Here is a 24521-nt window from a genome sequence, read left to right on the forward strand (position 1 = left end):
GTCGATGACAGATTGTCGCTATTCAGGGCGGGCAAGATCCGGAGTCGCCGTTGCCCGTCGTTTCGCCATCCTCGCGTTCCAGTCGCAAACCCAAGGGCGAGGGCCATTCACGGCGTGGCGAGATCCTCGCTGCGGCCGAACGCATCTTCGTCGAGTACGGCTATGAAGGGGCGACGATCCGCAAGATCGCCGACGAGGTCGGCCTGTCTTCGACCGCCCTCTATATGCATTTCTCCGACAAGGGCGCGATCCTGCAGGAAATCTGCCGCCACGCGTTCGGTGAGCTGATCTCGGCGGCTGAATCCCTGTCCGCCCTCGATGGGCCGCCCGAGGTCCGCCTTCGGCGCATGATCGAGGTCTACGTCGATTTCGGGTTCGCCAATCCGAACGCCTATCGCCTGATCTATCTGACCCGCCCCGTCGAGGCCCGGGACGGCGCCCAGAGCCTGTCGCAGGAACTGGGGGCGGGGGTCTTCGCAGCCTTCGAGACCCTGGTCGGTGAAACCGTGGCCGCAGGGCGAATGGAAGGGGATCCCCGCATGATCGCCCAATCGATCTGGGCCTCGGCCCATGGCGTCGTCTCCCTGATGATCACCAAACCCTATTTCCCTTGGGCGGGGCGCGAGGTGTTGGTGAAGACCACCCTGGACGCCGTCTTTTCCGGCCTGCTGAAATCGTGAACCGTGCTTGGGGGTTGGCGGCGGCGGTCGCGGCCATGGCCGTCGCCGTCGCCCAGGGCGCGCAGGCGCGTCCTTTGCGGGTCATGGCCCTGGACCAGTGCGCCGACCAGTATGTGCTGGCCCTGGCCCCGGACGCCGATCTGGCCCTGTCGCCGCGCGCCGACGATCCCGACGCCTGGTTAAGGCGCGAAGCGGCGGGCCACAGGCGTCTGCGGCCGACGCTGGAGGCGGCTGTGGGATTCAGGCCGGATGTGGTCGTGCGCTACTGGGGCGGGGAGCCCAGGCTGCTGAACTTTCTGCAAACCCAGGGCGTCACGGTGGTCACCATCGCGGACGCGACCGATATGGACGGGGTCCGGGCCAATATCCGCACGGCGGCCCGGGAATTGGGCCAGGTGGAACGCGGCGCACGGCTGGAACGGGCCATGCAGGCCAAACTTGACCGGGCGGCGGCGGCGGACCGCCCCCGGCCGGGCGCGGTCTATCTGACCTCGGGCGGGTTCACCTCCGGACCCGGCACCCTGATGGATGCGATGATCCGGGCCGCCGGGTTTCGCAATCTGACGGCCGCGCCGGGGTTCGGCGCCATCAGCGTCGAGCGGATCGCGATGGAGCCGCCGATCCGGTTCGTGCTGGGCTTCTTCGATCAGTTGCGGGCCGACTGGCGCGGGGCGGGGCGGCATCCGGTGGTGCGGCGCGCGGCCCAGGGACGGACGGCGGCGAAACTGCCGGCGGCGGTGCTGACCTGTCCGGCCTGGTTCGCGGCTGACGGGGTCGAGATGATGGCGAGAGGGCGGCCATGAGCCGGATGTTTAGGCTTTGCCTGATCCTGGGACTGGTCATCCTCGCGGCCCTGGCGGCCGCTGTGCTGATCGGCGAGACGCCCTTTGACGCCGCCCAGTATGCGGCGGCCTTCAGCGATCCGTCGTCCGGTCCATGGGTCGTCCTGTGGCAGGTGCGCGCGCCGCGCGCGGTCTGCGCCCTGGCGGTCGGCGCCGCACTCGGTCTGGCCGGGGCTGTGATGCAGGGCCTGCTGCGCAATCCGTTGGCCGATCCCGGCGTTCTGGGTGTGTCGGCGACGGCGGCCCTGGGGGCGGCCCTGGCCATTGTCCTGGGCGGCGCCGGGGTGGCGGGCGTGGTCGAGATGTCCGCCCTGTTGGGGGCGGCGGCGGCGGGCGGTCTGCTGATCGTCGCCTCGGGCCTGATGCGGGCGCCGGAGGCTCTGATCCTGTTCGGGGTGGCCCTGTCCAGTTTCGCCGGGGCGGTCACCGCGTTGATCTTCAACCTGTCGCCGTCGCCCATCGCCCAGGCCGAGGTCATGTCCTGGCTGCTGGGGTCGGTGCAGAACCGCAGCTGGGTCGATGTGGCCTGGGTCACGCCCGCAGTGGTCGTCGCGGCGGTCTTCGCCGGCCTGTCGGCGGGAGGGCTGCGGATGCTGACCCTGGGCGACGAGGCGGCGGCCGCGTCGGGTCTGTCCATGGGGCGGGTTCGCGCCTTGGCTCTGGTCGCGGCGGCGGTGGCGACGGGGGCGGCGGTGGCCGTGGCCGGCGTGATCGGCTTCGTCGGTCTGGCGGCGCCCCATCTGGTGCGGGCGGCGGTGCGGGGCGATCCGGGGCGGATCCTGGCGCCCTCGGCCCTGGCCGGTGGCTTGATGCTGGTGGTCGCCGACCTGCTGGCGCGGTTGACGCCGACGGATCAGGAACTGAAGCTGGGGGTGTTCACGGCCCTGATCGGCGCGCCCCTGTTCGCCCTGATCGCCTGGCGGGCGGCGCGGGAGTGGCGGCTGTGAGCCTGTTGTCGTTGAACGCCGTCCGGGCCAGGATCGGGCGTGAGCAGGTGCTGGACGGTGTCAGCCTGACCGTCTCGGCCGGCGAAGTCGTGGCCCTGTGCGGCCCGAACGGGGCGGGCAAGAGCAGCGTGATCCGGGCGGCGGCGGGACTGCTGGCGGCAGAAAGCGGCGAGGTGCGACTGGGGGACGACGACATCGACCGTCTATCGCCGCGTCAGAGAGCCGAACGCCTGTCCTATCTGCCGCAGGAGCGGCGGATCGCCTGGAATCTGCCTGCGGTTGAGGTGGCCGCCCTTGGCGCGCCCTTCCTGGCGGGAGAGGCGGCTCTGGATCGGGCCAAGGAAGCGCTGCTGGCCGTCGGGGCGGGCCATCTGGCGGATCGAGGGGTGGCCGAAATGTCGGGCGGCGAGCGGGCGCGGGTTCTGCTGGCACGGGCCCTGGTGGTCGATGCGCCGCTTCTGCTGGCGGACGAGCCGACGGCGGGTCTGGATCCAGACGCTCAGCGGCTGGTGCTGGAACAACTGCGGGCGCGGTCTAGAGCCGCCGCCGGGGTGCTGGTCAGCCTGCACGATCTGACCCTGGCCGCCGCCTTTGCGGACCGGGTGGTCGTGCTGGACGGCGGACGCATCGTCGCCGACACCGCGCCCCTGGACGCCCTGGCGCAACCCGTGTTGCGCCAGGTCTTCGGCCTGGACGGGACCTGGATCGAGGGGCCGGACGGGCCGCTGCTGGCGGCCCGTCGGGCTCAGTAGGCGGCGTAGGGGCGGGGACCGGCGGCCGCGCCGCGTGCTATGTCGGACGAAGTCGTCAGCGGGGCCGATCCCCCGTTCAGCCGGGCCTTGTAGACCGCCATATTCTCCATCACCCGCATCATATAGTTGCGCGTCTCGGTGAAGGGCGCGCATTCGATGAAGTCGATGGCCGCATTGGAATCGCCGCGTGGGTCGCCACAGCGGGCGATCCACTGGCTCGGACGGGCCGGGCCGGCGTTGTAGCCGACCGTCGCCAGCAGCATGGAGCCGTTGTTGGCCGCCATAAGCTCGCCCAGGTGATAGCTGCCCAGGGTCATGTTGTAGTCCGGATCCCACAGCTGCTCGGCCGAGAAGCCCATGCCCAGGCGACGGGCGACGCCCGAACCCGTGGCGGGCAGGAACTGCATCATGCCGCGCGCATCGGCGCCGGAGCGGGCGCGCGGGTCGAAGCTGGATTCTTGGCGGGTGATGGCCTGGGTGAATTCCAGCGGCGCGGCGCCGGCGACCTGGGGCGGGACGCGCACGGGGTACATGCGTTCGGGCAGGACGAAGCCGCGCTGGCTGGCGGCGCGGCCGACCATCATGGCGGTGAAGCCTTCGCCATAGCTGCGGGTCAGGTCCATCAGCAGGGCCAGATCCTCGATGGTCGGCAGGTCGTTGTCGAGCTGATAGGCGAAGACCCGCAGCAGGCTGGTCTCGCCGGTCTCGCCCAGGATTCGCATGGCGCGGACGAGCTCGTTGGATTCGAACCGGGCGATGTCGGCCTGGGTCGGGGCCGGTTCGCCGGGCAGGGTCAGGGTGGTCATCCCGGCTTTCTCGGCCGCCAGTTGGCCGTAGAAGGTCTGCCAATGCTGGGCGCCGTTGCGGTAATAGCCGAGGGCGGCGTCGCGCTCGCCGCGGGCCTCGGCCGCCCGGCCCAGCCAGTAATAGGCCCGACCCTGGGTGATCGGGGTGGAGGAGGCGGTGCGCAGGGCCTCGAAATGGCGGGCGGCGACCTCGGGCTGGTTCAGCTTGGTCAGGGCGACCCAGCCGGCGAAGAACTCCGCGTCCACCATCCGGTCGCCGGAGGTGAAGCCGTGGCCGTTCATGGCGTCATAGGCGGCGCGCCAATTCCCCTGTTGCAGGGCGTCGAGGTAATAGTTGCGGCGCTCGGTCCACAGGGTGTTGTCGCCTGCGGTATGAGCCGGGGCGGGCGGCAGGTTGGCCAGCAGGGGGAAGGCTTCCGACTGGCGGTTCTGAGAGCGCAGGATTCGCACCCGTTCCAGCGTCACCGCCGGATCGGCGGCCTGGGCGGGCGTCAGGGCGGCCACCACGGCGTCCGGGCTGTAGGCGGTGCGCAGGCTCATGACCGCATTGGCGACGGCCGCCCGTTCCGGCGAGACAAGATCGAGCATGGCGCGCGTCGCCGGGCCGTGCGGACCGAGCAACAGCATGTTCAGCCGCGCCTCGTGATCGGCCGGGGTCAGTTCCCCGCCCCAGCGCGCGAGGATGCGCGATTGCGGCTCGGCGTCGAAGGATCGGGTCCGCCACCAGTCGCGAATCAGGGCGCGGGCCTCGCGGTGACGTCCGCGCTGTTCGAGCGCCGAGGCGTTGGCGATGGCGCCTTGGACGGTTTCGGGCGGGTGGTCGGAGAAGAGGGCCATGACGGCGTCCGGCGTGGCGCCGACGCGGTCCAGAACCGATTCTGCGGCGGCGCGACGTGATTCGGCGCGCGGCCAGCCCTTCAAGGCGGTCTGGGCCTGGGCGAGTTCGGCGTAGGAGAGTTGTTCGCCCGAGGTGTCGATCAGGGCCCACTCGATCAGCTTGCGCGCCGTGGGGTCGCGCATCTGCGAGATCGCAGCCTGGGCGCCGGGGATGTCGCGCGCCCGCGCCGCCGCCAGGCCCTGACGGAACAGGGCCGTGTCCTGGTCATCGAGCACGCGGCCCTGATAGGTGGGGCTGTAACCCGGCACGGATTGTGAAACGGCGGAATAGGGAACAGGTTGGCCGGGAAGGGCGTCCTGCGGGGTCGGGGCGATGACGGCGAGGGCCGCAGCCAGACTGGTCGCGATCATGATATTTCCTGTTCTCATTCATCCCGGTTGCGGCGAGGCCGCTGGCGACCTAACGTCCCGCGCTCTCAAGACAGAGGTTCTGGACATCCGTCCATCGCCCCTCCCCACGCAGGCTAGCTAGTCCCATGACCGCCCCCTTGTTCAAGGGCGTGATCACCGCCCTGATCACACCACTTCATGACGGAAACGTGGACGAAGCCGCATTCGCCACGCTCATCGAAAGACAGATCGCCGCAGGCGTCGACGGGCTGGTGCCCGTCGGCACGACGGGCGAGGGCGCCAGCATGGACCTGGACGAGCACAAGCATGTGATCGATCTATGCGTGCGGCTGGTGGCGGGGCGCGTCAGCGTCATCGCTGGAACCGGATCGCCCTACACCAAGGAAGCCATCGACCTGACCCGGCACGCCAAGGCGGTGGGTGCGGATGGGGCGTTGATCGTCACCCCCTATTATATCCGCCCCTCGCAGGCGGGCATGGCGGCGCATTTCGAGGCTATCGCTGACGCCGTTCAGCTGCCGATCCTGCTCTACAACGTCCCGTCGCGTACGGGAGTCGATCTGGCCAATGAGACGGTAGCGCGGCTGGCGGCCCATCCGAACATCGTCGGCGTCAAGGACGCCACCGGCGACATGAGCCGGGTCAGCTGGATGCGCGCCAATATCGACGGCCAATTCGACCTGATCTCGGGCGATGATTCCAGCTATCTGGGTTATCACGCCTGTGGCGGGGTCGGACTGATCTCGGTGGCGTCCAATGTCGCGCCCGAGGCCATGGTCGCCCTGCACAATGCGGCGGCGGCCGGCGACTACGCCACCGCCCGCGACTGGCAGAATCGACTGATCGGCCTGTGCAAGGCGCTGTTCCTCGACAATTCTCCGGCTCCGACCAAATACGCCCTGGCCCGGTTGGGCCTGTGCAGCGAGGAGGCGCGGCTGCCGTTGTCGCCGACGTCGGAAGGGGTCAAGCCGCTGATCGACCGCGCCATGGCGGATGCGGGCGTCGTCTGATGGCGCCGCAGCCGCAGTCGAAGTCCAAGGTCATCGCCGAGAACCGCCGCGCGCGGTTCGACTATTTCCTTGAGGACAATATCGAGGCGGGTATTCAACTGCTCGGCACCGAGATCAAGGCGCTGCGGGACGGACGGGCCAATATCGCCGAAAGCTATGCGGCGGTGGAGGGGCGCGAGATCGTCCTGATCAACGCCGACATCCCGCCGTACAAGCAGGCGAACCGCTTCAATCACGAGCCGCGCCGACCACGCAAACTGCTGCTGCACAGAAAGCAGATCGACCGGTTGATCGGGGCGGTGCAGCGCGACGGTCAGACGATCATTCCGCTGAAGCTGTATCTGAACGACGCGGGCAAGGCGAAGCTGGAGATCGCCCTGGCCAAGGGCAAGAAGCTGCACGACAAGCGCGAAGCCTCGGCCGAACGAGACTGGCAGCGCGACAAGGCCCGTCTGATGCGCGACAAGGGCTGAGGCCCGAGCACTACCCCAGCGGCCGGGCGTCCGTGACCCCCGGCAGATCGGCGAAACCATAGCCGCCCGCGCCTCCGGTCCCTGTGGACGGATGGAAAAGGCCGCCTGTGATCAGGGCCAGGGCCGTGATCACAATCACGAGGACCGCGGCCAGGATCGCGATCCTGCGCTCGCGTCGCGTGAATAATCCGTCAGTGCGTCGCATCGTCCAGCCTCCCGCTGGGAGACGAACGCCGAACGCTCGCCTCTGTTCCGCCTTATTTCAGCATGGCAGAGTCGTGCGACACGCACGCAACAGTAGAGGGTTAGCGGGCGATGATCTCGCGCGCCCGATCAAACACCGCCTCGAACATGGCCGGGGTCAGCCGGCCGGTGTTCGTGTTCAATCGGGAGCAGTGATACGAGTTCAGGATGACGTATCCGCCGGCCTCGCCCTCTGCGCCATGGCCGGCCGGCATGGCCGAGGCCGGCCGGCCGAACGCCTTGAGGATGTTGCGGCGAGAGACGTCGCCCAGGGTCACGATGACCTTCAGATTGGGCAGCAAGGCCAGGCGGTCGATCAGGAAGGGGCGGCAGGTCGTCTCTTCGATCGGCAGCGGCTTGTTGCCGGGCGGGGCGCAGCGGACCGCGTTGGTGATCATGCAGTCCACCAGCGTCAGGTCGTCGTCGCCGTTCGGATCATAGTGGCCCTGAGCAAAGCCCGCCTTTTTCAGGGTGTCGTACAGCAGCCAGCCGGCGTGATCGCCGGTGAAGGGCCGCCCCGTGCGATTGGCGCCGGTGCGGCCGGGCGCGAGACCCGCGACCAGCAGCCGGGCGTTCGGATCGCCGAAGGACGGGGCGGGGCCGTTCCACCAGTCGGGGTTCTGGCGGGCGTTCTCCTGGCGATACTCGACCAGGCGCGGGCACAGGGGGCAGTCGCGGGGGGGCTCGGGTCTCAGGCTCATTGACCGGCGCCCGTCTTGGGACGACAGAACTCGGCCATCAGGTCGTTCAGATCAAGGAAGGCGTCGGCCTGGCGACGCAGTTCGTCGGCGATATGCGGCGGCTGGGTCTTCTGGGTCGAGACGACAGTGACGCGCACGCCTAGCGCCTGCACCGCCTGCACCAGTCGCCGAAAGTCCCCGTCGCCGGAAAACAGCACGGCGTGATCCAGGCGGGGGGCCAGTTCCAGCATGTCCACCGCGATCTCGATATCCATATTTCCCTTGATCCGGCTGTGGCCCTGGCCGTCGGTGAAGCGCTTCACCGGCTTGGTCACGACCGAAAAGCCGTTGTAGTCCAGCCAGTCCACCAGAGGCTTCACCGGCGAGAACTCTTCGCCCTCGACCACCGCCGTGTAATAATAGGCGCGCGTCAGGATGGATTTCTCGCGGAACCAGTCCAGCATCCGCTTGAAGTCCATATCGTGCTGCAAGGCGCGGGCGGCGGAATACAGGTTCGAACCGTCGATGAAGATCGCCAGGCGGTCGGTGGAATGAAACATGGTCGAGGCCGTCAAAAGAAATGAAGAAAATGGCGCCCGGCCGGACGCTGCGGTCGATGTGGGAATCGACGGCGCGCCCGATCTGGACGCTGCAGTCATCGTGGCGCTGGGCTGCAATGACAAGGGGGTCTGGGCCTCCTGCCGCGAGGCGCTGGAAGCCGCCTTGGCGCGTTTTCGCAGCGAGGGGATTGATGTGGTGGCGCGGTCGTCCTGGTGGTCGTCCATGGCCTGGCCCGATCCGCAGGACCCGCCGTTCCTGAACGGGGTGGTCATTGTCGCCACGCGCCACGATCCCCACGCGCTGATGGCGGCCCTAGGGCGGATCGAGGATGTCTTCGGCCGTCAGCGGTCGGTCCGCAACGCCCCGCGCACGCTGGATCTGGACCTGATCGCCTATGGTCGACTGAGCGGGGACCTGGACGGGCTGATCCTGCCGCACCCCCGCGCGGCCGAGCGCCGCTTCGTGATGGGGCCGATTGCGGAGATCGCGCCGGACTGGGTCCATCCCCACGGCGGGGTCGCCCAGGCCCTGGCGGCTTCGGCGACGGTGGGGCGCGACGCCCATCCGGTCTGAGGCCGCACTTTCGCCGCTCTGGCGTTGCAAAAGTCAGTCCCTATCTGTATTTCACGCGGTTCTCCCCCGCGTTCGAGGAATTTCATGGCCCGCGTCACCGTCGAAGACTGCATCGAAAAGGTACCGAACCGCTTTGGTCTGGTGCTGATGGCCGGCCACCGCGCCCGCAGCATCGCCAACGGCGCCGCCCTGACGATCGACCGCGACAACGACAAGAACCCGGTCGTCGCCCTGCGCGAGATCGCCGACGACACCGTCGTGCCGGATGAACTGCGCGAGACCATCATCACCACGCTGCAACGCGTCGATGAGCGCACCGAAGCCGAGGACGAGGCGGAAACCGTCGCCCTGCTGGCCGAACCGCAACACATGAACATGGCCGAGGCCGAGCTGATCCGCGCGCTGCAAAGCGACCGCGACGGCGGTCAGGAGGAGCGGTACTGACGCCCGAGGGAGCCCCTGGCGTCACTATCCTGCCGGCGCGGACCGAGACGGTTCCGCCGGCGCCCCAAACTGCAAACAAAAACGAACCTGTTTCAACGACTGCAGAACCGGCCCCCGCCATCAAGCGTGCGCCGGTTCTTCGTCAGTTCGAGCTGATCGAGGCCGTCAAGGCCTATGACCCTACCGCCGACGAAGCGCTGCTGAACCGCGCCTATGTCTATGCGATGAAGATGCACGGCTCGCAGATGCGGGCCTCGGGCGATCCCTATTTCGCCCACCCGATCCAGGTCGCGGGCATACTGACCGACTACAAGCTCGACACAGCCACCATCGTCACAGCCCTGCTGCACGATGTGGTCGAGGACACCTCGGCGACGCGCGACGACATCGCTCAGATGTTCGGCGAGGAGGTCGCGGTCCTGGTCGAAGGCGTGACCAAGCTGAGCCGGCTGGAGCTTCAGGCGGAACACACCCGCCAGGCGGAGAACCTGCGGAAATTCATCCTGGCCATCAGCCGGGACGTCCGGGTGCTGCTGGTCAAGCTGGCGGACCGTCTGCACAACATGCGCACGCTCCAGTACGTCAAGCCGGAGAAGCGCGAACGGATCAGCCGCGAGACGCTGGAAGTCTATGCCCCGCTGGGACGGTCGATCGGCATCCACTCGATTGCGTCCGAGTTGGAAGAACTGGCCTTCACCTATCTGAATCCGACGGCGAAGACGGCCATCGAACGGCGGCTGGAGGCGCTGAAGCTGGAGCATGGCCGCGCCATCGAAGGCGTGTCCGGCGAGGTCGAGCGGGTTCTGTCCGAGGCGGGCGTGGGCGCCCATGTGTTCGGGCGGCAAAAGACCCCCTATTCGATCTGGCGCAAGCTGCAGCGCAAGTCGGTCGGTTTCTCGTCCCTGTCCGACATCTATGGTTTCCGCGTGATCGTGGAAGCCGAGGACGACTGCTATCGCGCCCTGGGCGTCATCCATCGCGAATGGCCGATGGTGCCTGAGCGGTTCAAGGATTTCATCTCGACGCCCAAGTCGAACAACTATCGTTCGCTTCACACCACTGTGGTGGGGCCGCGCGGCCTCCGGATCGAGATGCAGATCCGCACAGAGGCGATGGATCGCGTGGCGGAAGACGGGGTGGCGGCCCATTGGCGCTACAAGAACCAGTCCTATGGATTCGACCACGAGGCCATGGCCAAGGGCGGCGGACGCGATCCGCTGCAGAACCTGCGCCATCTCGTTCAGGTGATTGAGCACGGCGAGGGCGGCGAAGATTGGGTCGAGCACGCCAAGCTCGAAATGTACCTGGACCAGGTGTTCGTCTTCACGCCCAAGGGGCGGCTGGTGACCTTGCCGCGCGGCGGCATGCCGCTGGACTTCGCTTATGCGGTCCACACCGAGGTCGGGGACACGGCCGTGGGGGTCAAGGTCAACGGCGAACTGAAGCCGATGCGGACGCCGCTTCAGAACGGCGACGTGATCGAGATCATCCGCGGGGCCAAACGCGAAGTGCCCGCCGACTGGCGCAGCCTGACGGTCACGGGCCGGGCCCGTTCGGCCATCCGCCGCCACATCCGGACTTCGGAACGCGAGGAGTTCGTCAAACTGGGCCGAATCGCCCTGCAGCAGACCCTGGCCCGAATAGACAAGACCCTGGCCGAGGTGTCGCTGAAGCCGATTCTGGAGACCCTGGCGGTCGCCGGTGACGATGATGTGTTCGAAAGCCTGGGGCGCGGCCGACTATCGCCGACGACGGTGGCGGAGACCCTGTTCCCCGCCATGAAGGGGCGGCTGAAGGCCGGACCCGAGAAACAACGGATCGAAAGCGACACCGCCCGTCTGTTCGTGCGCGGCGGCGGACTGACGCCGGGCGTCAGCGTTCACTTCGGGCAGTGCTGCACCCCGGTGCCGGGCGATCGGATCGTCGGCATCCTGGAGCCGGAGATCGGCCTGACGGTCCATACGATCGACTGCCAGTCCCTGGCGGCCTTCGCCGATGACGACTCGGTCTGGCACGACCTGCAATGGACGCCCCAGGCCGAGACAGACGCCGTGGCGGCGGTTCGTCTGAACGCGACCATTCGCAACGCGCCGGGGGTGCTGGGGCAGGTGACGACCCTGATCGGCGAGGCGGGCGGCAATATCATCAACCTGTCCATGGCCTACCGCCAGCAGGACTTCTTCGATGTGACCATCGACGTCGAGGTCGAAGACGCCAAACACGCGACCATGCTTATGGCGGCGCTGCGGGCCAATCCGTCCGTCGACAACGTCGATCGCGGTCGAGGCTGAGCCTTTGACTCGAGGGGCCGAGGCGCTAAGACCGCGCCATGAACACCCAAGACGTCCTCAACGAATTCCGTGACGCCGGCGCCCTGCGCGAAGGCCATTTCGTCCTGTCGTCCGGGCTGCACAGCCCGGTCTTCCTGCAGAAGAACCTGGTCTTCATGCAGACCGACCGCTGCGAACGCCTGTGCAAGGCCCTGGCGGACAAGATCGTCGCGACCGTGGGGCCCGTGGATGTCGCCATTTCGCCGGCCGTGGGCGGGATTATCCCCGGATATGAGACCGCGCGTCACCTGGGCGTGCCGTCGATGTATGTCGAGCGGGAAGGCGGGCAGTTCAAGCTGCGGCGCGGGTTCTCGGTCGAGCCGGGGCAGAAGGTGGTGATGGTCGAGGACATCGTCACCACGGGCCTGTCGTCGCGCGAGTGCATCGCCGCCATCCAGGCTGCGGGGGGCGAAGTGGTCGCGGCCGCCTGTATCGTGGATCGGTCGGGCGGCAAGGCGGATGTGGGCGTGCCCCTGATCGCCCTGGCCTCGCTGGAAGTGCCGGCCTATCCGGCCGACGCCCTGCCGCCGGAACTGGCGGCTCTGCCAGTCGAGGATCCCGGCAGCCGCAGACTTTCGAAGTGATGTTCGGTTTGGCGAGGAGCTGAGATGCGCGAACGGGTCAGGCTGGGCGTCAACATCGATCATGTCGCCACCGTGCGGAACGCGCGGGGCGGGACGCATCCTGATCCGGCCCGTGCCGCCGAGGCGGCGCTGGCCGCCGGCGCCGACGGCATCACGGCCCATCTGCGCGAGGACCGTCGCCATATCACCGACGCCGACATCGATGTTCTGAGCGCCCTGTGCGCCCGGGCGGGCAAGCCCCTGAATTTCGAGATGGCGGTGACGGAGGAGATGCTGGCCATCGCCCTGCGCCATCGGCCCCACGCCGCCTGTCTGGTGCCCGAACGGCGCGAGGAGGTCACGACCGAGGGCGGTCTGGCCGTCGCGGGGCACGAGGCGCGGATCGCGCCGGTGGCCCAGGCCCTGGCCGAGGCGGGCATCCGGGTGTCCCTGTTCATCGAGCCGTCGGAAGACCAGGTCGAGGCCGCCGCCGCCGTCGGCGCGCAGGTGGTGGAGTTCCACACCGGCCGCTACTGCCTGCTGACCGATCCCGGCGAGCGGGAGGTCGAGTTCGAACGGATCGCCGCCGCCGCAGCCCAGGCCGACATCCTGGGGCTTGAGGTCCATGCCGGCCATGGGCTGGATTACGACACGGCGCCGCGCATGCTGGCGATCCCCGAAGTTCGAGAGCTGAACATCGGCCATTTCCTGATCGGCGAATCCATCTTCGTCGGCCTGGATTCCGCCATTCGCCGCATGCGGGCGGCGATGGACGCCGCCCTGTGATCCTCGGCGTCGGGGCGGACCTGTCCGATATTCGGAGAATCCAGGCCTCGCTGGATCGGTTCGGCGAGCGGTTCAAACAGCGCTGTTTCACCGATCTGGAGCGGACGCGATCGGACCGCAAGCCCGATCCCGCCTGGAGTTACGCCAAGCGGTTCGCCGCCAAGGAGGCCTGCGCCAAGGCCCTGGGCACCGGGATGAGAGCCGATGTCTACTGGCGCGACATGGGGGTGGTGAACCTGCGCTCCGGCCAGCCGACCCTGGCCCTGACGGGCCACGCCTCCGACCATCTGGCGCGACTGACGCCGGCGGGTCATGAGGCGAGGATTCACCTGACCCTCAGCGATGAACACCCCTATGCACTCGCCTTCGTGGTGATCGAAGCCTTGCCGCTGTCGTAATCGCGATATACCCGTCACGGGACGACCGCGCAGACGCGGCAAGGGGATGCTTGATCGCATGAGCGAAGACCAGAAGCCGCACGACGCCGATGCTGCCCAGACCAACGCGACCGACGCCACGCCGGAGGAAGTCTTCGCCGCGTCCGAGGCCGATGCGCCTGTGGAGGCGGTGAAGGATCCCGCCGCCGAAAAGCGCCCGGTCTGGAGCGACAAGGGGGATGCGCCGTTCGAGGACGAGCCGACGACTCCGGTCTATGCGCGCAAGCCCGCCAAGAAGGCCAAGGGCGAACAGAGCGCCGGCGACGAAACGGTCGAGATCGTCAAGACGATCTTCTTCGCCCTGCTGATCGCCATGGTGCTGCGGATCTTCCTGTTCCAGCCCTTCACCATCCCGTCGGCCTCGATGGAGCCGAACCTGTACGAAGGCGACTATATCGTCGTGTCGAAATGGTCCTACGGCTATTCGAAACACTCGATCCCGTTCAGCCCGCCGCTGTTCGACGGCCGCATCATGGGTTCGGCGCCCAAGCGCGGCGATATCGTGGTGTTCAAGCTGCCGCGTGACGACAAGACCGACTTCATCAAGCGAGTGATCGGCCTGCCGGGCGACCGCATCCAGATGATCGCCAACAAGCTGTATATCAACGACAAGCCGGTTCAGGACGTCGTCGTCAGCCAGGGTGAGATCGACGACATCTTCGGCGCGCACACGATCGCCGAGGTCCGCGAGACCCTGCCGGAAGGCAAGAGCTTCATGACCCAGGACTTCGGCCCCGGCAACGACCTGGACGACACCCCGGTCTATGAGGTGCCGGTCGGCCACTACTTCATGATGGGCGACAACCGCGACAACTCGATCGACAGCCGTGTCGAACAGTCCAGCGGCGTGGGCATGGTCCCGGCCGAGAACTTGGTCGGCAAGGCGCAGATCATCCTGTTCTCGTGGAAGCCCGGATCGTCGCTGTGGAACCCCGTCAGCTGGTTCAACGTGCGGCTCGACCGGTTCTTCAACGTCCTGCACTGATGGCCAATTTACGGGCCGAGGCGGTCGCGGCGCTTCAGACACGCATTGGTCATGCCTTTAGGGATGCGGCCTTGCTGGAACGCGCCCTGACCCACGCCAGCGTGGGCGAGGGCGCGCCGGTCGGCGTGCATGGCCCCCGCGACAACGAGCGGCTGGAGTTCCTGGGCGACCGGGTGCTGGGCCTGCTGGTGGCCGAGAAGCTGTCGCGGGACTATCCCACCGCCAACGAGGGTCAGCTCTCGTCCAGCCTGCACGCCCTGGTCGACAAGACCGCCTGCGCACGGGTGGGAGAGGCCCTGGGCGTCGGCGCTGCGCTGCGGCTGTCGCCGGGCGAGACCAAGACGGGGGGGCGCCGCAAGGCCGGGGTGATCGCCGACGCGGTCGAGGCCATCCTGGCGGCCGTCTATCTGGACGGCGGGCTGGAGGCGGCGCGAGCCTTCTTCGACAAGGCCTGGGCGGAAGAGTTTTCCGCCCCGCCGTCACGGACCGTGACCAACCCCAAGTCGGCGCTGCAGGAGTGGGCCCAGGCCAAGGGCCGACCGCTTCCGACCTATCGCGTCGCGGATCGGACGGGTTCGGATCATGCGCCGACATTCACCATCGAGGTGTCCGTCGAGGGCGTGGAGCCCTTGACCGCACAGGGGCGTTCGCGTCAGGAGGCGGAGAAGGCGGCCGCAACGGCTCTCCTCAAACGTGAAGGCGTCATTTGACCGATATCGAAAACCAGCGCGCGGGCTTCGCCGCCATCATCGGCGCGCCGAACGCCGGCAAGTCCACGCTGGTCAACCGGCTGACCGGATCCAAGGTCTCCATCGTCACCCAGAAGGTGCAGACGACACGGTTCCCGGTGCGCGGCATCGCCATGGAAGGCGACGCCCAGATCGTTCTGGTGGACACCCCCGGCATCTTCACCCCGCGCCGTCGGCTGGACCGGGCCATGGTCGCCTCGGCCTGGGGCGGAGCGCAGGACGCGGACGTGGTCGTCCACCTGATCGACGCCCAGTCGCACATCAACGCCGAGGGCCGTGAAGGCACGGCGGCGGACCGCCGCTCGGCCGAGGACACCGAGACCATCATCGCCAATCTTCAGTCCACCGGGACGAAGGTGATTCTGGCGCTGAACAAGATCGACGGCATGCGCCGCGACACCCTGCTGGCCCTGTCGCAGACACTGTTCGAGAGCGGCGTCTATGACGAGGTCTATATGATCTCCGCCGCCAACGGCGACGGGGTCGAGGACCTGAAGCAGCGTCTGGCGCGGTCGATGCCCAAGGGGCCGTGGCTGTATCCAGAGGACCAGGCGGCGGACGTGCCGGTGCGGGTTCTGGCGGCCGAGATCACGCGCGAGAAGGTCTATCTGCGCGTCCACGAGGAACTGCCCTATTCGGCGGCGGTGGAGACCACCAGTTTCGAGGACCGCGCCGACGGCTCGGCCCGGATCGAACAGACCATCTATGTCGAGCGCGAGAGCCAGCGGCCCATCGTCCTGGGCAAGGGGGGCCAGACGCTGAAATGGATCGGCCAGAAGGCGCGCGAGGAGCTGAACGAGATCCTCGGCCGCCAGGTCCACCTGTTCCTGACCGTCAAGGTTGATCCGAAGTGGCAGGATTCGCGGGCGCTTTACGCCCAGTTCGGTCTGGATTTCGACGTCTGAGTTCCCGTGTTTGAAGTGCCGCGTACCCCTGGGGGCCATCCCCGGCTCGTTCTGGGCGTCCTTGGGGCGCTGATCCTCGGCGGCGCGGTCTGGGCGGGCTTCTCCACGGCCGTGAAACCCGCCAGCGATGCGGTTCTGGCCTCCATACGTCCCGACACGCCGCCGCGTCCGCCCCTGGTGGTGGTCGAGGACTTGCCGCAACTGGCCGCACGGCTGGACCGTGAGGCCGCCGCCGGGCGTTTCATGGGGGCGGTGCTGGTGGCCAAGGGCGACCGGGTGCTGTTCCGTCAGGTCTATGGCGAGGCGAACTATGAGCAGGATCGGCCGCTGAAGCTGGATTCCCGGTTTCGCCTGGCCTCGATCTCCAAACAGTTCACCGCCACGGCCATCCTGCGTCTTCAGGACGAGGGAAGGCTGCGCATCTCCGACCCCGTGTGCAAATGGATCCAGCCGTGCCCGAAGGCGTGGGAGCCGGTGCGGATCAGCCACCTGCTGTCGCACACCTCGGGGATACCGGACCTGATGGCGCGGCCGGGCTGGGGCATGCGTCGGACCACGCCGGCGACCCTGAACGAGCTGACCGAGGATTCGAAACGTTTCGGCCTGCAGTTCGCGCCGGGAACCAAGGTCCGTTACGACAATGCGGGCTTCAACCTGGCGGCGGCCATCGTCGAGCAGGCCAGCGGCCGGCCCTATGACGCCTATATGCGCGAGACCTTCTTCGGCCCCTTGGGCATGAAGGACAGCGGGCTGGACCTGGACGGCGGCGACCATGGGGTGATCATGGGCTACGCCAACTTCCCGGCCGGGCTGGCGGCCCAGCCGAACGCCAACACCTCCATCGTCGCCGGGGCGGGTGCGGTCTATTCGACCCTGGACGATCTGCTGGTCTGGCAAAGGGCGCTGCACCGGGGAGCGCTGCTGAAGCCGTTCAGCTATCAGCAGATGCTGGCCGACCACGCCCCGGCCGACACGCCCAAGGAGCGGGGCCGTCCGCGCCGCGACTGGGGTTACGGGATCTTCTCGAACCGGCTGGGCGATCAGGTTCGGCCCAGTTTCCAGGATCGCCAGATCTATCACACCGGCAGCTGGGGCGGGTTCCGCAACCTGATGCTCTATCAGCCCGAGGCCGATGTGACGGTGATCGTGCTGTCGAACAATTATCACCTCCGCGACCAGGTCTTCCTGATCAGCCAACAGGCGATGGCCGAGGCCCTGGGCCGGGAATTCCCCACGACCCTGGCCCGCTGACCGCCCGTCAGGTCGGCAGCATGGACCCCGTGTCGATGTAGCGCTGGTGCCAGGACAGGGCCTCGTTCAGCAGGTGCGGCGACTGGAGGCCGTAGGAGCCCTTCAGCGCACGGTCGTAATAGTCGTTCAGCGCATCGCGGTATCTGGGGTGGGCGCAGTGGGCGATGATCAGCTTGGCCCGCTGTTTCGGCGACAGGCCGCGCAGGTCGGCAAGGCCCTGTTCGGTGACGATGACCTGGACGTCCTGGGTGATGTGGTCGACGTGGCTGGCCATGGGCACGATGGCCGAGATGGCGCCGCCCTTGGCCGTTGAAGGCGTCACGAAGCAGGAGATGAAGGCGTTGCGCGAGAAGTCCCCGGAACCGCCGATGCCGTTCTGGATGCGTGAGCCCATGACCTGGGTCGAGTTGACGTTGCCGTAGATGTCGGCCTCGATCAGGCCGTTCATGGCGATACAGCCCAGGCGGCGGATCAGCTCGGGGTGGTTGGAGATTTCCTGCGGGCGCAGGATGATCTTGCCGCGGAACTGCTCCATGCGACTGTTCATGTCCGCCGCCGCCTCCGGGCTGAGGGAGAAGGCGGTGGCGGAGGCGACCGTCAACTTGCCGGCGTCCAGCAGGTCCAGCATCCCGTCCTGGATCACCTCTGTATAGGCGGCCATCCGCTCGAACGGACTGTCCATCAGGCCCGCCAGCACGGCGTTGGCGACATTGCCGACGCCCGATTGCAGCGGCAACAGGGCGGTCGGCAGGCGGCCGACTCGGACCTCGTGCTTGAGGAATTCGATCAGGTGGCCGGCGATGGCGCGGGCGTTGGCGTCGGGCGCGGCGAAGGGCAGGTTGCGGTCGGGGGCCTCGGTCTCGACGATGGCGACGATCTTGGCCGGATCACAGCGGAGGGTCGGCTGGCCGATCAGCTGATCGGGCCGGGTCAGGGGGATGGGCACACGGTTGGGCGGCAGGGCGGTGCCGTAATAGATGTCGTGCATCCCCTCCAGCGCCGGGTTCTGCCAGGCGTTGACCTCCAGGATCACGCGCTCGGCCCGGTCCAGCCAGGTCTTGTTGTTGCCGATGGAGGAGGAGGGGACCAGGCTGCCGTCGGCGTTGATCGCCGAAACCTCGACCACGGCGGTGTCCAGCGGACCCAGCACGCCCTGCCAGACCATGGGCGCCAGCTGGCTGAGGTGCATGTCCAGATAGTCCATCTGGCCCGAGTTGATCTTCTCACGCGCGATGGGGTCGGAGTTGTAGGGCAGGCGGCGTTCGATCCCGTCGGCCTTGGCCAGGGCCCCGTCCAGTTCCGGCCCGGTGGAGGCGCCGGTCCAGAGATTCAGCCGGAAGGCGTCGCCGGCCGCGTGGGCGGCCTCGATCCGCGCCGCGAGAGCCGAGGGCACCGCCTTGGGGTAGCCCGAGCCGGTGAAGCCGCTCATGCCCACGGTCGAGCCGGCGGGAATCAGGGCGGCGGCGTCCTGGGCGGACATCAGCTTGGAGCGCAGGGATTGGCTGCGGATACGCGACATGGAGCTCTTCAAGGTTACGGCCGGGGAGGGCCTGCAAGGCGGGGCTGGACTTGGGCGTCGCGGTCTCGACGGTCCATTAGACCTTGGTCGAGCTTGCCCGCTTCGTCCATGATCCTCGTCAAATATTCAGAGGGCCGGCTCCGGCGGCTAGCCTGTTTTCGAAAATCGAGAACAGGAGTAGAACGAACCCATGATCGCCGCTCTCGCCGCCCTGGCCCTGATGTCCGTCCCCCTGCAATCTACGGAGGACCCCGTGGTCGCGGCCGAGGCCGTGGTGGATCGGATGCATGCGGCGGCTTCGCATGCTGACGCCGACGCCTATTTCGGCCTGTTCACGCCCGACGCCCGCTTCATCGGCACCGACGCGACCGAGCGATGGTCGCTGGCTCAGTTCAAGGCCTATGCGGCGCCCTATTTCTCGCGGGGGCAGGGGTGGACCTATCGGCCCCACGACCGGGTCACGACACTGGCGCCCGGCGACTGTCGCTGCATCGTCTGGTTCGACGAACTGCTGGACAACGACGCCTATGGGCTGACGCGCGGTTCCGGCGTGCTGCGCCGAACCGAGGACGGCTGGAAGATCGAGCAGTATGTGTTGAGCATGCCCATTCCGAACGACAAGGCGAAGGCAGTGGTGGCTCTGGTTCAGTCTCCGGTCGAGGCCCGGCCTGACGCGGATCCCGCGCACTGATGGATTTTCATGAAGAGGCCTTTGTCCTGTCGGCGCGCGCCCATGGGGACACCGGCGCCGTGGTGGATCTGTTGACCGAAAGCCATGGACGGCGCGCGGCCTATGTGGCCGGCGGGGCGTCCCGCAAGATGCGACCCTTCCTGCAGGCCGGGGCGCGGGTCGTGGCCGACTATCGCGCGCGGACATCGGATCATCTGGGCGGGGCGCGGCTGGAGCCGGTGGGCGAGGGGCCCAGCGCCCTGTTCGACGACGCCCTGGCCCTGACCGGCCTGGCGGCTGCTGCGGGGGTGGCGCAGGGGGCCTTGCCTGAGCGTGAGCCGCATCCCGGCGTCTTCCTGGCCTTTGAGGCCCTGATGGCCGCCTTCGCCCTTCCGGACGTCTGGCCGGCCATCTTCGTGCGGTTCGAGGCGGGGCTGCTGGAAGACCTGGGCTTCGGCCTCGATCTGTCGAAATGTGCGGCGACGGGGACGGCGGACGACCTGATCTATGTCAGCCCCCGCACCGGGCGGGCGGTCAGCCGCGAAGCCGGCGCCCCCTATGCCGACAAGATGCTGAGCCTGCCGCCCTTCATGCTGGGGGCGCAGGCGGGGCTGGTCGAGGGCGACGTCAGGGCGGGGTTCGACCTGACCGGCCATTTTCTGGAACAGTTCGTCTTCCACCCGCAGAACAAGCCCTTGCCGGCCGCGCGGGTCTGGATGCTGGACCGGCTGGCCGAGACGGGACGTCTCTAAGCGACGGCTTCGGGTTCAAGCCCCATAGCCAATTCGGCGCGGGGCTCGCTTTCTTGGGCGCCTTGCAGGCCTGACGCCGCTGCGTCGCCTGAGCTGTGCTTCAGATCTCGAAAAACAACCGCGGGAAATTCACGCCACGCCCCATGGCGCGTCATGGTTGTGGGGGTCGACTTTCAACGGGGCCACGCGACCCTCCATCCGAGGCCTCAATCGAATGGAAGGAGACAAGCATGGCTATTCCGACCCCGGTGAACGGTCAGATCACCGACGCCGTCACCCAGGCGAATGTGAAGGTCCTTGGCGACGCCCCGGCGATGGCCATGGGCGCGATCTATCAGTCGCTCGCCCACTCCACCGGCATTCTCTACGAGAACGCGACGTCATCGCAGCAGCAGCTGGCGATCGCCGCCCAGGCCGCGACCAACCAGGGCGTGATCCAGATCTACAGCGTCGACACCATGGCCGGCGCGGTCGCCACGTCGAAGATCGCCCAGTCCGATACGCCCGACAACATGATGGCCCTTCTGACGGCCCTGCGCGCCGTCGGTCCCACGGCTGCGGTTTCCTGATTTTCCGTCCCGCAAACCCAAAACAGAAGGACTTGAGACATGGCGCTTCCGACACCCGTCAACGGCATGATCACCGACGCCGTCACCCAGGCCAACGTCAAGGTGCTGGGCGACGCTCCGGCCATGGCCATGGGCGCGATCTATCAATCGCTCGCCCACTCCACCGGCATTCTCTACGAGAATGCAGCCTCTTCGCAGCAGCAACTGGCCATCGCCGGCCAGGCCGCGACCAATCAGGGGGTCATCCAGATCTACAGCGTCGACACCATGGCCGGCGCTGTCGCCGCCAGCAAGATCAGCCAGTCGGACACGCCTGACAATCTGTTGTCCCTGCTGACGGCCCTGCGCGCCACGGCGGCCTGACGCCGAACCCTGGATATCCGTGACGGCCGCGGCGGGAGACTGGCGCCCGCCGCGCCAACCCCTGGAGGACGACCATGGTCGAGGCGAAGATGAACGAGAAGACGGCGGAAAAATCCGCCCAGACCCTCGGCGACTTCGAGGAGATTCTGAAGCTCATGCTGGAGCTCAGCAAGAACCCCGCGACGGCCCCCACGGCGGAATCAGCCGCCAACACCCTGCTGACCGTCATCGGCTCGGGCCCCAGCTTCGCGGCGATGCAGAGCCTGGTGGCCGCCAATCAGGCCAGCGGGATGATGTACCACAACGCCGTCGCCAACCAGCAGACCACCAACATCCTGGGCATGGTCGCGACCATGAACTGCGTCCAGGCGCTGATGGACAAGCCGTCCGTCATTCCGTGGCCGGACATCGGTCCGCGCCGTGAGGAGCCGTTCGAATGACACGCGAGGAAAAGCGATTGAGAACCGAAGAAGGGCTGGCCGTCGCGGCCTGTCGCGACGACGCCCTGCTGCTGTGCGCCGGAGCCGGCGTGTGCAACGCCGGTCTGATCACCATCATGGCCTCGGCGGACGCTTTTGCTGCGCGCCTGGCCGCCTCAACGCAGCATGCGGCGGAACTGTCGACGCTGCAGATCCGGCAACTGGCGACCAGCCTGGCCGACATGCAGCAAATCCGCACGGTCCGGACCGCCGACGTCGGCGTGCGGTCGGTGTCGCAAGTTCGTCAGGAGCCTGCGCCATCGGCCTTCTACGGCGCGCCGGTCGTCACCTGAGCATCAAGAAAAGGGGGAGGCTTCGTCATGAGCGACACCGTCAACGCACAGATCACCGACGCCGTCACCCAGACCAACGTCAAGGTGCTGGGCGAGGGGCCGGCGGAAGCCATGGCCGTGTCGGTCCAAGCGGTGGCGCACGCCACCAGCCTGTCGGTCGAGAACGCCAGCCAGACCCAGGGGGGCATGCAGCAGATCAACAACGCCGCCGTCGGCGCCCTGATCGCCAAGATCCTCGAAATCGCGGTCTGAGCGATGGCCTATCCGACCGCCGTGAACAGTCAGATCACCGATGCGGTGACGCAGCAGAACCTGATGGTCCTGGGCGCCGCCTCTACGATCGCCATGGGCTCGATCTACCAGAGCGCGGCCCATTCGACGGCGATCGTGTTCGAGAACGCGGTCCAGGCCCAGCGCCAGGCCTCGATCTGCGCCCAGGCCGCCACCAATCAGGGCGTGATGCAGGTCTATGAGATGGGCAGCATGGTCTCGGCCATCGCCACCACGCGGATCGCCGCCAGAGCGCCGCCCCCCAGCCCGCTCGAAAACGCCCTTGTTCTGCTTATCGCCGCCAAACTGCTGAATCTCTAGAATTGTCAGGATCTGAACCATGGCCGCCGACACGCCCGTCAACTCGCAAGTCACCGACGCGGTCACCCAGACCAACGTCAAGGTGCTGGGCGAAGCGCCGGCCCAATCGATGGCGCTGGTCTATCAGAGCATGGCCCATTCGATTTCCCTGGCCATGCAGAACGCCCAGCAGGCGCAAGGGGGACTGCAGCAGATCGGCAACGCCGTCACCTCCAGCGCCGTCACCATGATCATGAACGCGGCGCAGAAATAGCGCCTTCATCTGAAACGAGAGCTTTCGCGCCGTGACCGAACCGACTGTCAACAGCCAGATCAAGGACGCCGTTCAGACTTCGACGAACTGGGCGCTGGGCTTCGCGCCGCTCGAGCAGGGCACGCCCTCGACCTCGACGCGCGTCTCGGCCGGCGGCGCCATCGCCTACGACAAGGCCACCCAGGCGGCGGCTCTGTCGGTGCAGGACGCCGCCGATTACCAGCGCAACATGCTGTCCATCAGCACCACCGTCCAGGGCAAGGCCATGGCCATGATGCTGGCGTCGGGCGGGATGAACGAACCGGCGCTTGTCGCCTACGCCATGGCCCTGGTCAGTTCGTTCGCGGCGCCGATCGCGGCGGGCCTGGCGGCCGAATCCGTCACCACGGCGGTCAAGACCTTTCCCAGAAACTAGTCGAAGAGAGAGAAGGAGCAGCCATGTCCCGTTTGACCCTATCGAAGATGAGCGACGCCGAGGCCGTCGTTCAGGAAGCGCAGACGCTGGAATGGGAGACGCGATGCGAGACCGAGCGGTGGAGCGACGCCGCAGAAGACAGATCCTCGGCCGAAGGGTTTGAGGAAAGCCAGTCCAGATATCGGGAACTGCGTGCTGCGGCGGAGGCGATGGTCGCCATCCTGTACCGGATGCAGGAGCCGTTGTTGACCGATCCCTATGCGCCCTGGGCGGCGAAGCTGATGGTCAAGGCGCGGGGCCTGCTGACCGATATCGAAGACGGCGAGCGGGTCGAGAAGATCTCGTTCGTCTCCGCCGGCTCCGACAAGGAATGAGGCCGGAAAGGAGGGTTTGATGACAGACGATTCTCCCTCGCCTGAGGCCGCCGCCGGCGAGCCGCAGGTTCCGGCTGTAGATCCCATTGTCGTGGCGGCTCGGCGGATGGTCGCCGAGGTCTTCAGGACCTCGGCCGCGCGTCTGCCCGAGTTGCTGGCGGCTCAGTCGCCGCCGGACACGCCGATTCCCCAGTTCACCGAGGCCATGATCGAGCAGCTTCAGGCGCAGCTGACGCGGGCTCTGGGGCTGCCGCCCGATGAAGACGGATCCGCCCGATGACGGATGCGCAAGGGGCGACGGGGCGGCATCTCTATGACTCCATATCGGAGCAGAAGCACACGGTCGTCGACAGTTTCGCCGATCAGCGCGAGCTGTTGAAACGCGCCGTGGCCGAGCAACGCCTGGCGGCCATGCCCGAGGACATGCAGCGCGCGGCGAGGGGGCCTTCCGCCCAGGTCAGTCTCGAGATCGTCGAGGCCCTGCAGAAGATCATCGCGCGCGAGGTGACGCGGCAGTTGGACCTCGCGATCTGCGCAATGATCGAACGGACCGCCGCATCGCCATCGGCCGCCGCACCGGCTGACGGGGCGTCAGGCGGCCAGTAGCCGTCAGTATTTTCCAGCACCGCATCAAACGGCTTCACAAAAAGCAAATACACCCGTCTAAGTAGTGATAACGGGGTTCTTGCAAACTTTGGTTGATGCGACGTCGGCGATCCGGAATCGCGACAAGACCTCGACCGATACGCCCCGTTGGTTCTGCCAGGCCAAGCGTAGGGGGATGAGCTCGCTTTGGGCTTGACGGTCGCTCCCCACGCCGAGGGGGAGTGACGAATATGAATGTCGTCCGGTTGTTTCCGGATTGGGAGACGCAAGGCGAGAAAGAGAGGGCGCCCGCGACGGTTGCGCCGCCTGAGCGGCGTTCTGCTTCCCATCCTTCAGCGCCGCGCACCCCGTCTCCGGTCGAGGTTCTGGCCC

Annotated in this window: 34 protein-coding genes; 29 read left to right on the forward strand and 5 right to left on the reverse strand. The window is 67.4% G+C overall.

Annotated elements, in window-relative coordinates:
• Positions 1-50 precede the first annotated feature (50 nt).
• From GYM46_RS15105 to GYM46_RS15120, 4 genes are read left to right on the forward strand one after another with little or no spacing between them, the layout of a single operon-like run.
• Complete coding sequence (locus GYM46_RS15105; RefSeq protein WP_008263027.1) at positions 51-680, forward strand: TetR/AcrR family transcriptional regulator; 630 nt, start codon at positions 51-53, stop codon at positions 678-680.
• Complete coding sequence (locus GYM46_RS15110) at positions 677-1483, forward strand: ABC transporter substrate-binding protein (protein ID WP_040349580.1); 807 nt, start codon at positions 677-679, stop codon at positions 1481-1483. Before GYM46_RS15105 ends, GYM46_RS15110 begins: the two co-directional genes overlap by 4 nt.
• Positions 1480-2469: a FecCD family ABC transporter permease gene (locus tag GYM46_RS15115; RefSeq protein WP_008259987.1), complete on the forward strand. Its 990-nt coding sequence runs from the start codon at positions 1480-1482 to the stop codon at positions 2467-2469. Before GYM46_RS15110 ends, GYM46_RS15115 begins: the two co-directional genes overlap by 4 nt.
• On the forward strand, positions 2466-3221 hold the full coding sequence (locus GYM46_RS15120) for an ABC transporter ATP-binding protein (RefSeq protein WP_008260235.1): 756 nt from the start codon (positions 2466-2468) through the stop codon (positions 3219-3221). Before GYM46_RS15115 ends, GYM46_RS15120 begins: the two co-directional genes overlap by 4 nt.
• Here GYM46_RS15120 and GYM46_RS15125 read toward each other — a convergent pair.
• Positions 3215-5275, reverse strand: a complete 2061-nt coding sequence (locus GYM46_RS15125; RefSeq protein ID WP_008262878.1) for a lytic transglycosylase domain-containing protein — start codon at positions 5273-5275, stop codon at positions 3215-3217. The genes GYM46_RS15120 and GYM46_RS15125 overlap by 7 nt on opposite strands.
• Before the next feature lie 125 nt (positions 5276-5400).
• Here GYM46_RS15125 and dapA point away from each other — a divergent pair, with 125 nt between their 5' ends.
• Positions 5401-6285 carry a 4-hydroxy-tetrahydrodipicolinate synthase gene (dapA, locus tag GYM46_RS15130; protein WP_008260157.1) on the forward strand — a complete coding sequence of 295 codons (885 nt, stop codon included), beginning with the start codon at positions 5401-5403 and terminating at the stop codon, positions 6283-6285.
• Positions 6285-6758: an SsrA-binding protein SmpB gene (smpB, locus tag GYM46_RS15135; protein ID WP_008259266.1), complete on the forward strand. Its 474-nt coding sequence runs from the start codon at positions 6285-6287 to the stop codon at positions 6756-6758. Before dapA ends, smpB begins: the two co-directional genes overlap by 1 nt.
• Positions 6759-6768: 10 nt before the next feature.
• On the opposite strand, the gene GYM46_RS15140 is transcribed toward smpB, so the two are convergent.
• From GYM46_RS15140 to GYM46_RS15150, 3 genes are all read right to left on the reverse strand, one after another.
• The gene (locus GYM46_RS15140; RefSeq protein ID WP_035309522.1) at positions 6769-6963 is read right to left on the reverse strand and encodes a hypothetical protein; all 195 of its coding nucleotides are present in this window, start codon (positions 6961-6963) and stop codon (positions 6769-6771) included.
• Positions 6964-7063: 100 nt separating this feature from the next.
• Positions 7064-7702 (reverse strand): uracil-DNA glycosylase, encoded by a 639-nt coding sequence (locus GYM46_RS15145; RefSeq protein WP_008260955.1) that lies wholly within the window; start codon positions 7700-7702, stop codon positions 7064-7066.
• A complete protein-coding gene (locus GYM46_RS15150) occupies positions 7699-8241 on the reverse strand; it encodes an NYN domain-containing protein (protein WP_008260254.1) in 543 nt (180 codons plus the stop codon). The genes GYM46_RS15145 and GYM46_RS15150 overlap by 4 nt, the downstream gene beginning before the upstream one ends.
• Here GYM46_RS15150 and folK point away from each other — a divergent pair.
• From folK to GYM46_RS15200, 10 genes are all read left to right on the forward strand, one after another.
• Positions 8240-8815, forward strand: a complete 576-nt coding sequence (gene folK, locus GYM46_RS15155; RefSeq protein ID WP_008263120.1) for a 2-amino-4-hydroxy-6-hydroxymethyldihydropteridine diphosphokinase — start codon at positions 8240-8242, stop codon at positions 8813-8815. The two genes, GYM46_RS15150 and folK, sit on opposite strands and share 2 nt — an antisense overlap.
• A gap of 84 nt (positions 8816-8899) precedes the next feature.
• A complete protein-coding gene (rpoZ, locus tag GYM46_RS15160) occupies positions 8900-9259 on the forward strand; it encodes a DNA-directed RNA polymerase subunit omega (protein ID WP_008259724.1) in 360 nt (119 codons plus the stop codon).
• A 119-nt stretch (positions 9260-9378) separates the two neighbouring features.
• Positions 9379-11550: a RelA/SpoT family protein gene (locus GYM46_RS15165; protein WP_155988154.1), complete on the forward strand. Its 2172-nt coding sequence runs from the start codon at positions 9379-9381 to the stop codon at positions 11548-11550.
• Positions 11551-11588: 38 nt separating this feature from the next.
• Complete coding sequence (gene pyrE, locus GYM46_RS15170; protein WP_008264313.1) at positions 11589-12173, forward strand: orotate phosphoribosyltransferase; 585 nt, start codon at positions 11589-11591, stop codon at positions 12171-12173.
• 24 nt (positions 12174-12197) lie between these two features.
• On the forward strand, positions 12198-12938 hold the full coding sequence (locus tag GYM46_RS15175) for a pyridoxine 5'-phosphate synthase (protein WP_008264343.1): 741 nt from the start codon (positions 12198-12200) through the stop codon (positions 12936-12938).
• Positions 12935-13336 carry a holo-ACP synthase gene (acpS, locus tag GYM46_RS15180; protein ID WP_008258744.1) on the forward strand — a complete coding sequence of 134 codons (402 nt, stop codon included), beginning with the start codon at positions 12935-12937 and terminating at the stop codon, positions 13334-13336. Before GYM46_RS15175 ends, acpS begins: the two co-directional genes overlap by 4 nt.
• A 58-nt stretch (positions 13337-13394) precedes the next feature.
• Complete coding sequence (gene lepB / locus GYM46_RS15185) at positions 13395-14360, forward strand: signal peptidase I (RefSeq protein ID WP_156796436.1); 966 nt, start codon at positions 13395-13397, stop codon at positions 14358-14360.
• The gene (gene rnc, locus GYM46_RS15190) at positions 14360-15070 is read left to right on the forward strand and encodes a ribonuclease III (protein ID WP_008260468.1); all 711 of its coding nucleotides are present in this window, start codon (positions 14360-14362) and stop codon (positions 15068-15070) included. Before lepB ends, rnc begins: the two co-directional genes overlap by 1 nt.
• The gene (gene era / locus GYM46_RS15195; protein WP_008260354.1) at positions 15067-16014 is read left to right on the forward strand and encodes a GTPase Era; all 948 of its coding nucleotides are present in this window, start codon (positions 15067-15069) and stop codon (positions 16012-16014) included. Before rnc ends, era begins: the two co-directional genes overlap by 4 nt.
• Positions 16015-16029: 15 nt before the next feature.
• Positions 16030-17265: a serine hydrolase domain-containing protein gene (locus GYM46_RS15200; protein ID WP_230307629.1), complete on the forward strand. Its 1236-nt coding sequence runs from the start codon at positions 16030-16032 to the stop codon at positions 17263-17265.
• Positions 17266-17272: 7 nt separating this feature from the next.
• Here GYM46_RS15200 and GYM46_RS15205 read toward each other — a convergent pair whose 3' ends face one another.
• On the reverse strand, positions 17273-18784 hold the full coding sequence (locus GYM46_RS15205) for an acetyl-CoA hydrolase/transferase family protein (protein WP_008260237.1): 1512 nt from the start codon (positions 18782-18784) through the stop codon (positions 17273-17275).
• A gap of 190 nt (positions 18785-18974) precedes the next feature.
• Between GYM46_RS15205 and GYM46_RS15210 the strand changes: the two genes are divergently transcribed.
• The 13 genes from GYM46_RS15210 to GYM46_RS15270 all read left to right on the forward strand — a co-directional run bounded on the left by GYM46_RS15210 (position 18975) and on the right by GYM46_RS15270 (position 24149).
• Positions 18975-19475 carry a nuclear transport factor 2 family protein gene (locus tag GYM46_RS15210; protein WP_008259261.1) on the forward strand — a complete coding sequence of 167 codons (501 nt, stop codon included), beginning with the start codon at positions 18975-18977 and terminating at the stop codon, positions 19473-19475.
• Positions 19475-20206 carry a DNA repair protein RecO gene (gene recO, locus GYM46_RS15215; protein ID WP_008262763.1) on the forward strand — a complete coding sequence of 244 codons (732 nt, stop codon included), beginning with the start codon at positions 19475-19477 and terminating at the stop codon, positions 20204-20206. The genes GYM46_RS15210 and recO overlap by 1 nt, the downstream gene beginning before the upstream one ends.
• Positions 20207-20436: 230 nt before the next feature.
• Positions 20437-20775, forward strand: a complete 339-nt coding sequence (locus tag GYM46_RS15220; protein ID WP_008262254.1) for a RebB family R body protein — start codon at positions 20437-20439, stop codon at positions 20773-20775.
• 39 nt (positions 20776-20814) lie between these two features.
• Positions 20815-21138, forward strand: coding sequence for a RebB family R body protein (locus tag GYM46_RS15225; protein ID WP_008259391.1), 324 nt, complete (start codon positions 20815-20817; stop codon positions 21136-21138).
• A gap of 74 nt (positions 21139-21212) precedes the next feature.
• On the forward strand, positions 21213-21578 hold the full coding sequence (locus GYM46_RS15230) for a RebB family R body protein (RefSeq protein ID WP_040349577.1): 366 nt from the start codon (positions 21213-21215) through the stop codon (positions 21576-21578).
• A 17-nt stretch (positions 21579-21595) separates the two neighbouring features.
• Entirely contained in the window at positions 21596-21910 is a 315-nt protein-coding gene (locus GYM46_RS15235; RefSeq protein ID WP_154726195.1) for a hypothetical protein, read from the forward strand.
• Positions 21911-21937: 27 nt separating this feature from the next.
• On the forward strand, positions 21938-22162 hold the full coding sequence (locus GYM46_RS15240) for a RebB family R body protein (RefSeq protein WP_008260453.1): 225 nt from the start codon (positions 21938-21940) through the stop codon (positions 22160-22162).
• Between the two features lie 3 nt (positions 22163-22165).
• Positions 22166-22501, forward strand: a complete 336-nt coding sequence (locus tag GYM46_RS15245; protein ID WP_008262017.1) for a RebB family R body protein — start codon at positions 22166-22168, stop codon at positions 22499-22501.
• 19 nt (positions 22502-22520) lie between these two features.
• Complete coding sequence (locus tag GYM46_RS15250) at positions 22521-22754, forward strand: RebB family R body protein (protein WP_008262209.1); 234 nt, start codon at positions 22521-22523, stop codon at positions 22752-22754.
• Positions 22755-22785: 31 nt separating this feature from the next.
• Positions 22786-23169, forward strand: coding sequence for a hypothetical protein (locus GYM46_RS15255; protein WP_008259273.1), 384 nt, complete (start codon positions 22786-22788; stop codon positions 23167-23169).
• A 23-nt stretch (positions 23170-23192) separates the two neighbouring features.
• Positions 23193-23543 (forward strand): hypothetical protein, encoded by a 351-nt coding sequence (locus GYM46_RS15260; protein ID WP_008263224.1) that lies wholly within the window; start codon positions 23193-23195, stop codon positions 23541-23543.
• 19 nt (positions 23544-23562) lie between these two features.
• Positions 23563-23823: a hypothetical protein gene (locus tag GYM46_RS15265; RefSeq protein ID WP_035310421.1), complete on the forward strand. Its 261-nt coding sequence runs from the start codon at positions 23563-23565 to the stop codon at positions 23821-23823.
• Positions 23820-24149, forward strand: a complete 330-nt coding sequence (locus tag GYM46_RS15270; RefSeq protein ID WP_008261577.1) for a hypothetical protein — start codon at positions 23820-23822, stop codon at positions 24147-24149. Before GYM46_RS15265 ends, GYM46_RS15270 begins: the two co-directional genes overlap by 4 nt.
• Positions 24150-24521: the final 372 nt, after the last annotated feature.

Origin of the sequence: Brevundimonas mediterranea, assembly GCF_011064825.1 — a bacterium.
In the GTDB taxonomy this organism is placed as follows: Bacteria; Pseudomonadota; Alphaproteobacteria; order Caulobacterales; family Caulobacteraceae; genus Brevundimonas; species Brevundimonas mediterranea_A.

What these genes read in the sequence shown, in the direction of transcription:
- GYM46_RS15140 (WP_035309522.1), bottom strand. Translation starts at nt 6,963, where the DNA reads ATGCGACGCACTGACGGATTATTCACGCGACGCGAGCGCAGGATCGCG.
- smpB (WP_008259266.1), top strand. Translation starts at nt 6,285, where the DNA reads ATGGCGCCGCAGCCGCAGTCGAAGTCCAAGGTCATCGCCGAGAACCGC.
- GYM46_RS15115 (WP_008259987.1), top strand. Translation starts at nt 1,480, where the DNA reads ATGAGCCGGATGTTTAGGCTTTGCCTGATCCTGGGACTGGTCATCCTC.
- GYM46_RS15205 (WP_008260237.1), bottom strand. Translation starts at nt 18,784, where the DNA reads ATGTCGCGTATCCGCAGCCAATCCCTGCGCTCCAAGCTGATGTCCGCC.
- GYM46_RS15145 (WP_008260955.1), bottom strand. Translation starts at nt 7,702, where the DNA reads ATGAGCCTGAGACCCGAGCCCCCCCGCGACTGCCCCCTGTGCCCGCGC.
- GYM46_RS15150 (WP_008260254.1), bottom strand. Translation starts at nt 8,241, where the DNA reads ATGTTTCATTCCACCGACCGCCTGGCGATCTTCATCGACGGTTCGAAC.
- GYM46_RS15270 (WP_008261577.1), top strand. Translation starts at nt 23,820, where the DNA reads ATGACGGATGCGCAAGGGGCGACGGGGCGGCATCTCTATGACTCCATA.
- GYM46_RS15250 (WP_008262209.1), top strand. Translation starts at nt 22,521, where the DNA reads ATGGCCGCCGACACGCCCGTCAACTCGCAAGTCACCGACGCGGTCACC.
- GYM46_RS15265 (WP_035310421.1), top strand. Translation starts at nt 23,563, where the DNA reads ATGACAGACGATTCTCCCTCGCCTGAGGCCGCCGCCGGCGAGCCGCAG.
- GYM46_RS15175 (WP_008264343.1), top strand. Translation starts at nt 12,198, where the DNA reads ATGCGCGAACGGGTCAGGCTGGGCGTCAACATCGATCATGTCGCCACC.
- GYM46_RS15260 (WP_008263224.1), top strand. Translation starts at nt 23,193, where the DNA reads ATGTCCCGTTTGACCCTATCGAAGATGAGCGACGCCGAGGCCGTCGTT.
- rnc (WP_008260468.1), top strand. Translation starts at nt 14,360, where the DNA reads ATGGCCAATTTACGGGCCGAGGCGGTCGCGGCGCTTCAGACACGCATT.
- GYM46_RS15225 (WP_008259391.1), top strand. Translation starts at nt 20,815, where the DNA reads ATGGCGCTTCCGACACCCGTCAACGGCATGATCACCGACGCCGTCACC.
- lepB (WP_156796436.1), top strand. Translation starts at nt 13,395, where the DNA reads ATGAGCGAAGACCAGAAGCCGCACGACGCCGATGCTGCCCAGACCAAC.
- GYM46_RS15230 (WP_040349577.1), top strand. Translation starts at nt 21,213, where the DNA reads ATGGTCGAGGCGAAGATGAACGAGAAGACGGCGGAAAAATCCGCCCAG.
- rpoZ (WP_008259724.1), top strand. Translation starts at nt 8,900, where the DNA reads ATGGCCCGCGTCACCGTCGAAGACTGCATCGAAAAGGTACCGAACCGC.
- GYM46_RS15245 (WP_008262017.1), top strand. Translation starts at nt 22,166, where the DNA reads ATGGCCTATCCGACCGCCGTGAACAGTCAGATCACCGATGCGGTGACG.
- folK (WP_008263120.1), top strand. Translation starts at nt 8,240, where the DNA reads ATGGTCGAGGCCGTCAAAAGAAATGAAGAAAATGGCGCCCGGCCGGAC.
- GYM46_RS15210 (WP_008259261.1), top strand. Translation starts at nt 18,975, where the DNA reads ATGATCGCCGCTCTCGCCGCCCTGGCCCTGATGTCCGTCCCCCTGCAA.
- pyrE (WP_008264313.1), top strand. Translation starts at nt 11,589, where the DNA reads ATGAACACCCAAGACGTCCTCAACGAATTCCGTGACGCCGGCGCCCTG.
- dapA (WP_008260157.1), top strand. Translation starts at nt 5,401, where the DNA reads ATGACCGCCCCCTTGTTCAAGGGCGTGATCACCGCCCTGATCACACCA.
- GYM46_RS15125 (WP_008262878.1), bottom strand. Translation starts at nt 5,275, where the DNA reads ATGATCGCGACCAGTCTGGCTGCGGCCCTCGCCGTCATCGCCCCGACC.
- recO (WP_008262763.1), top strand. Translation starts at nt 19,475, where the DNA reads ATGGATTTTCATGAAGAGGCCTTTGTCCTGTCGGCGCGCGCCCATGGG.
- GYM46_RS15240 (WP_008260453.1), top strand. Translation starts at nt 21,938, where the DNA reads ATGAGCGACACCGTCAACGCACAGATCACCGACGCCGTCACCCAGACC.
- GYM46_RS15220 (WP_008262254.1), top strand. Translation starts at nt 20,437, where the DNA reads ATGGCTATTCCGACCCCGGTGAACGGTCAGATCACCGACGCCGTCACC.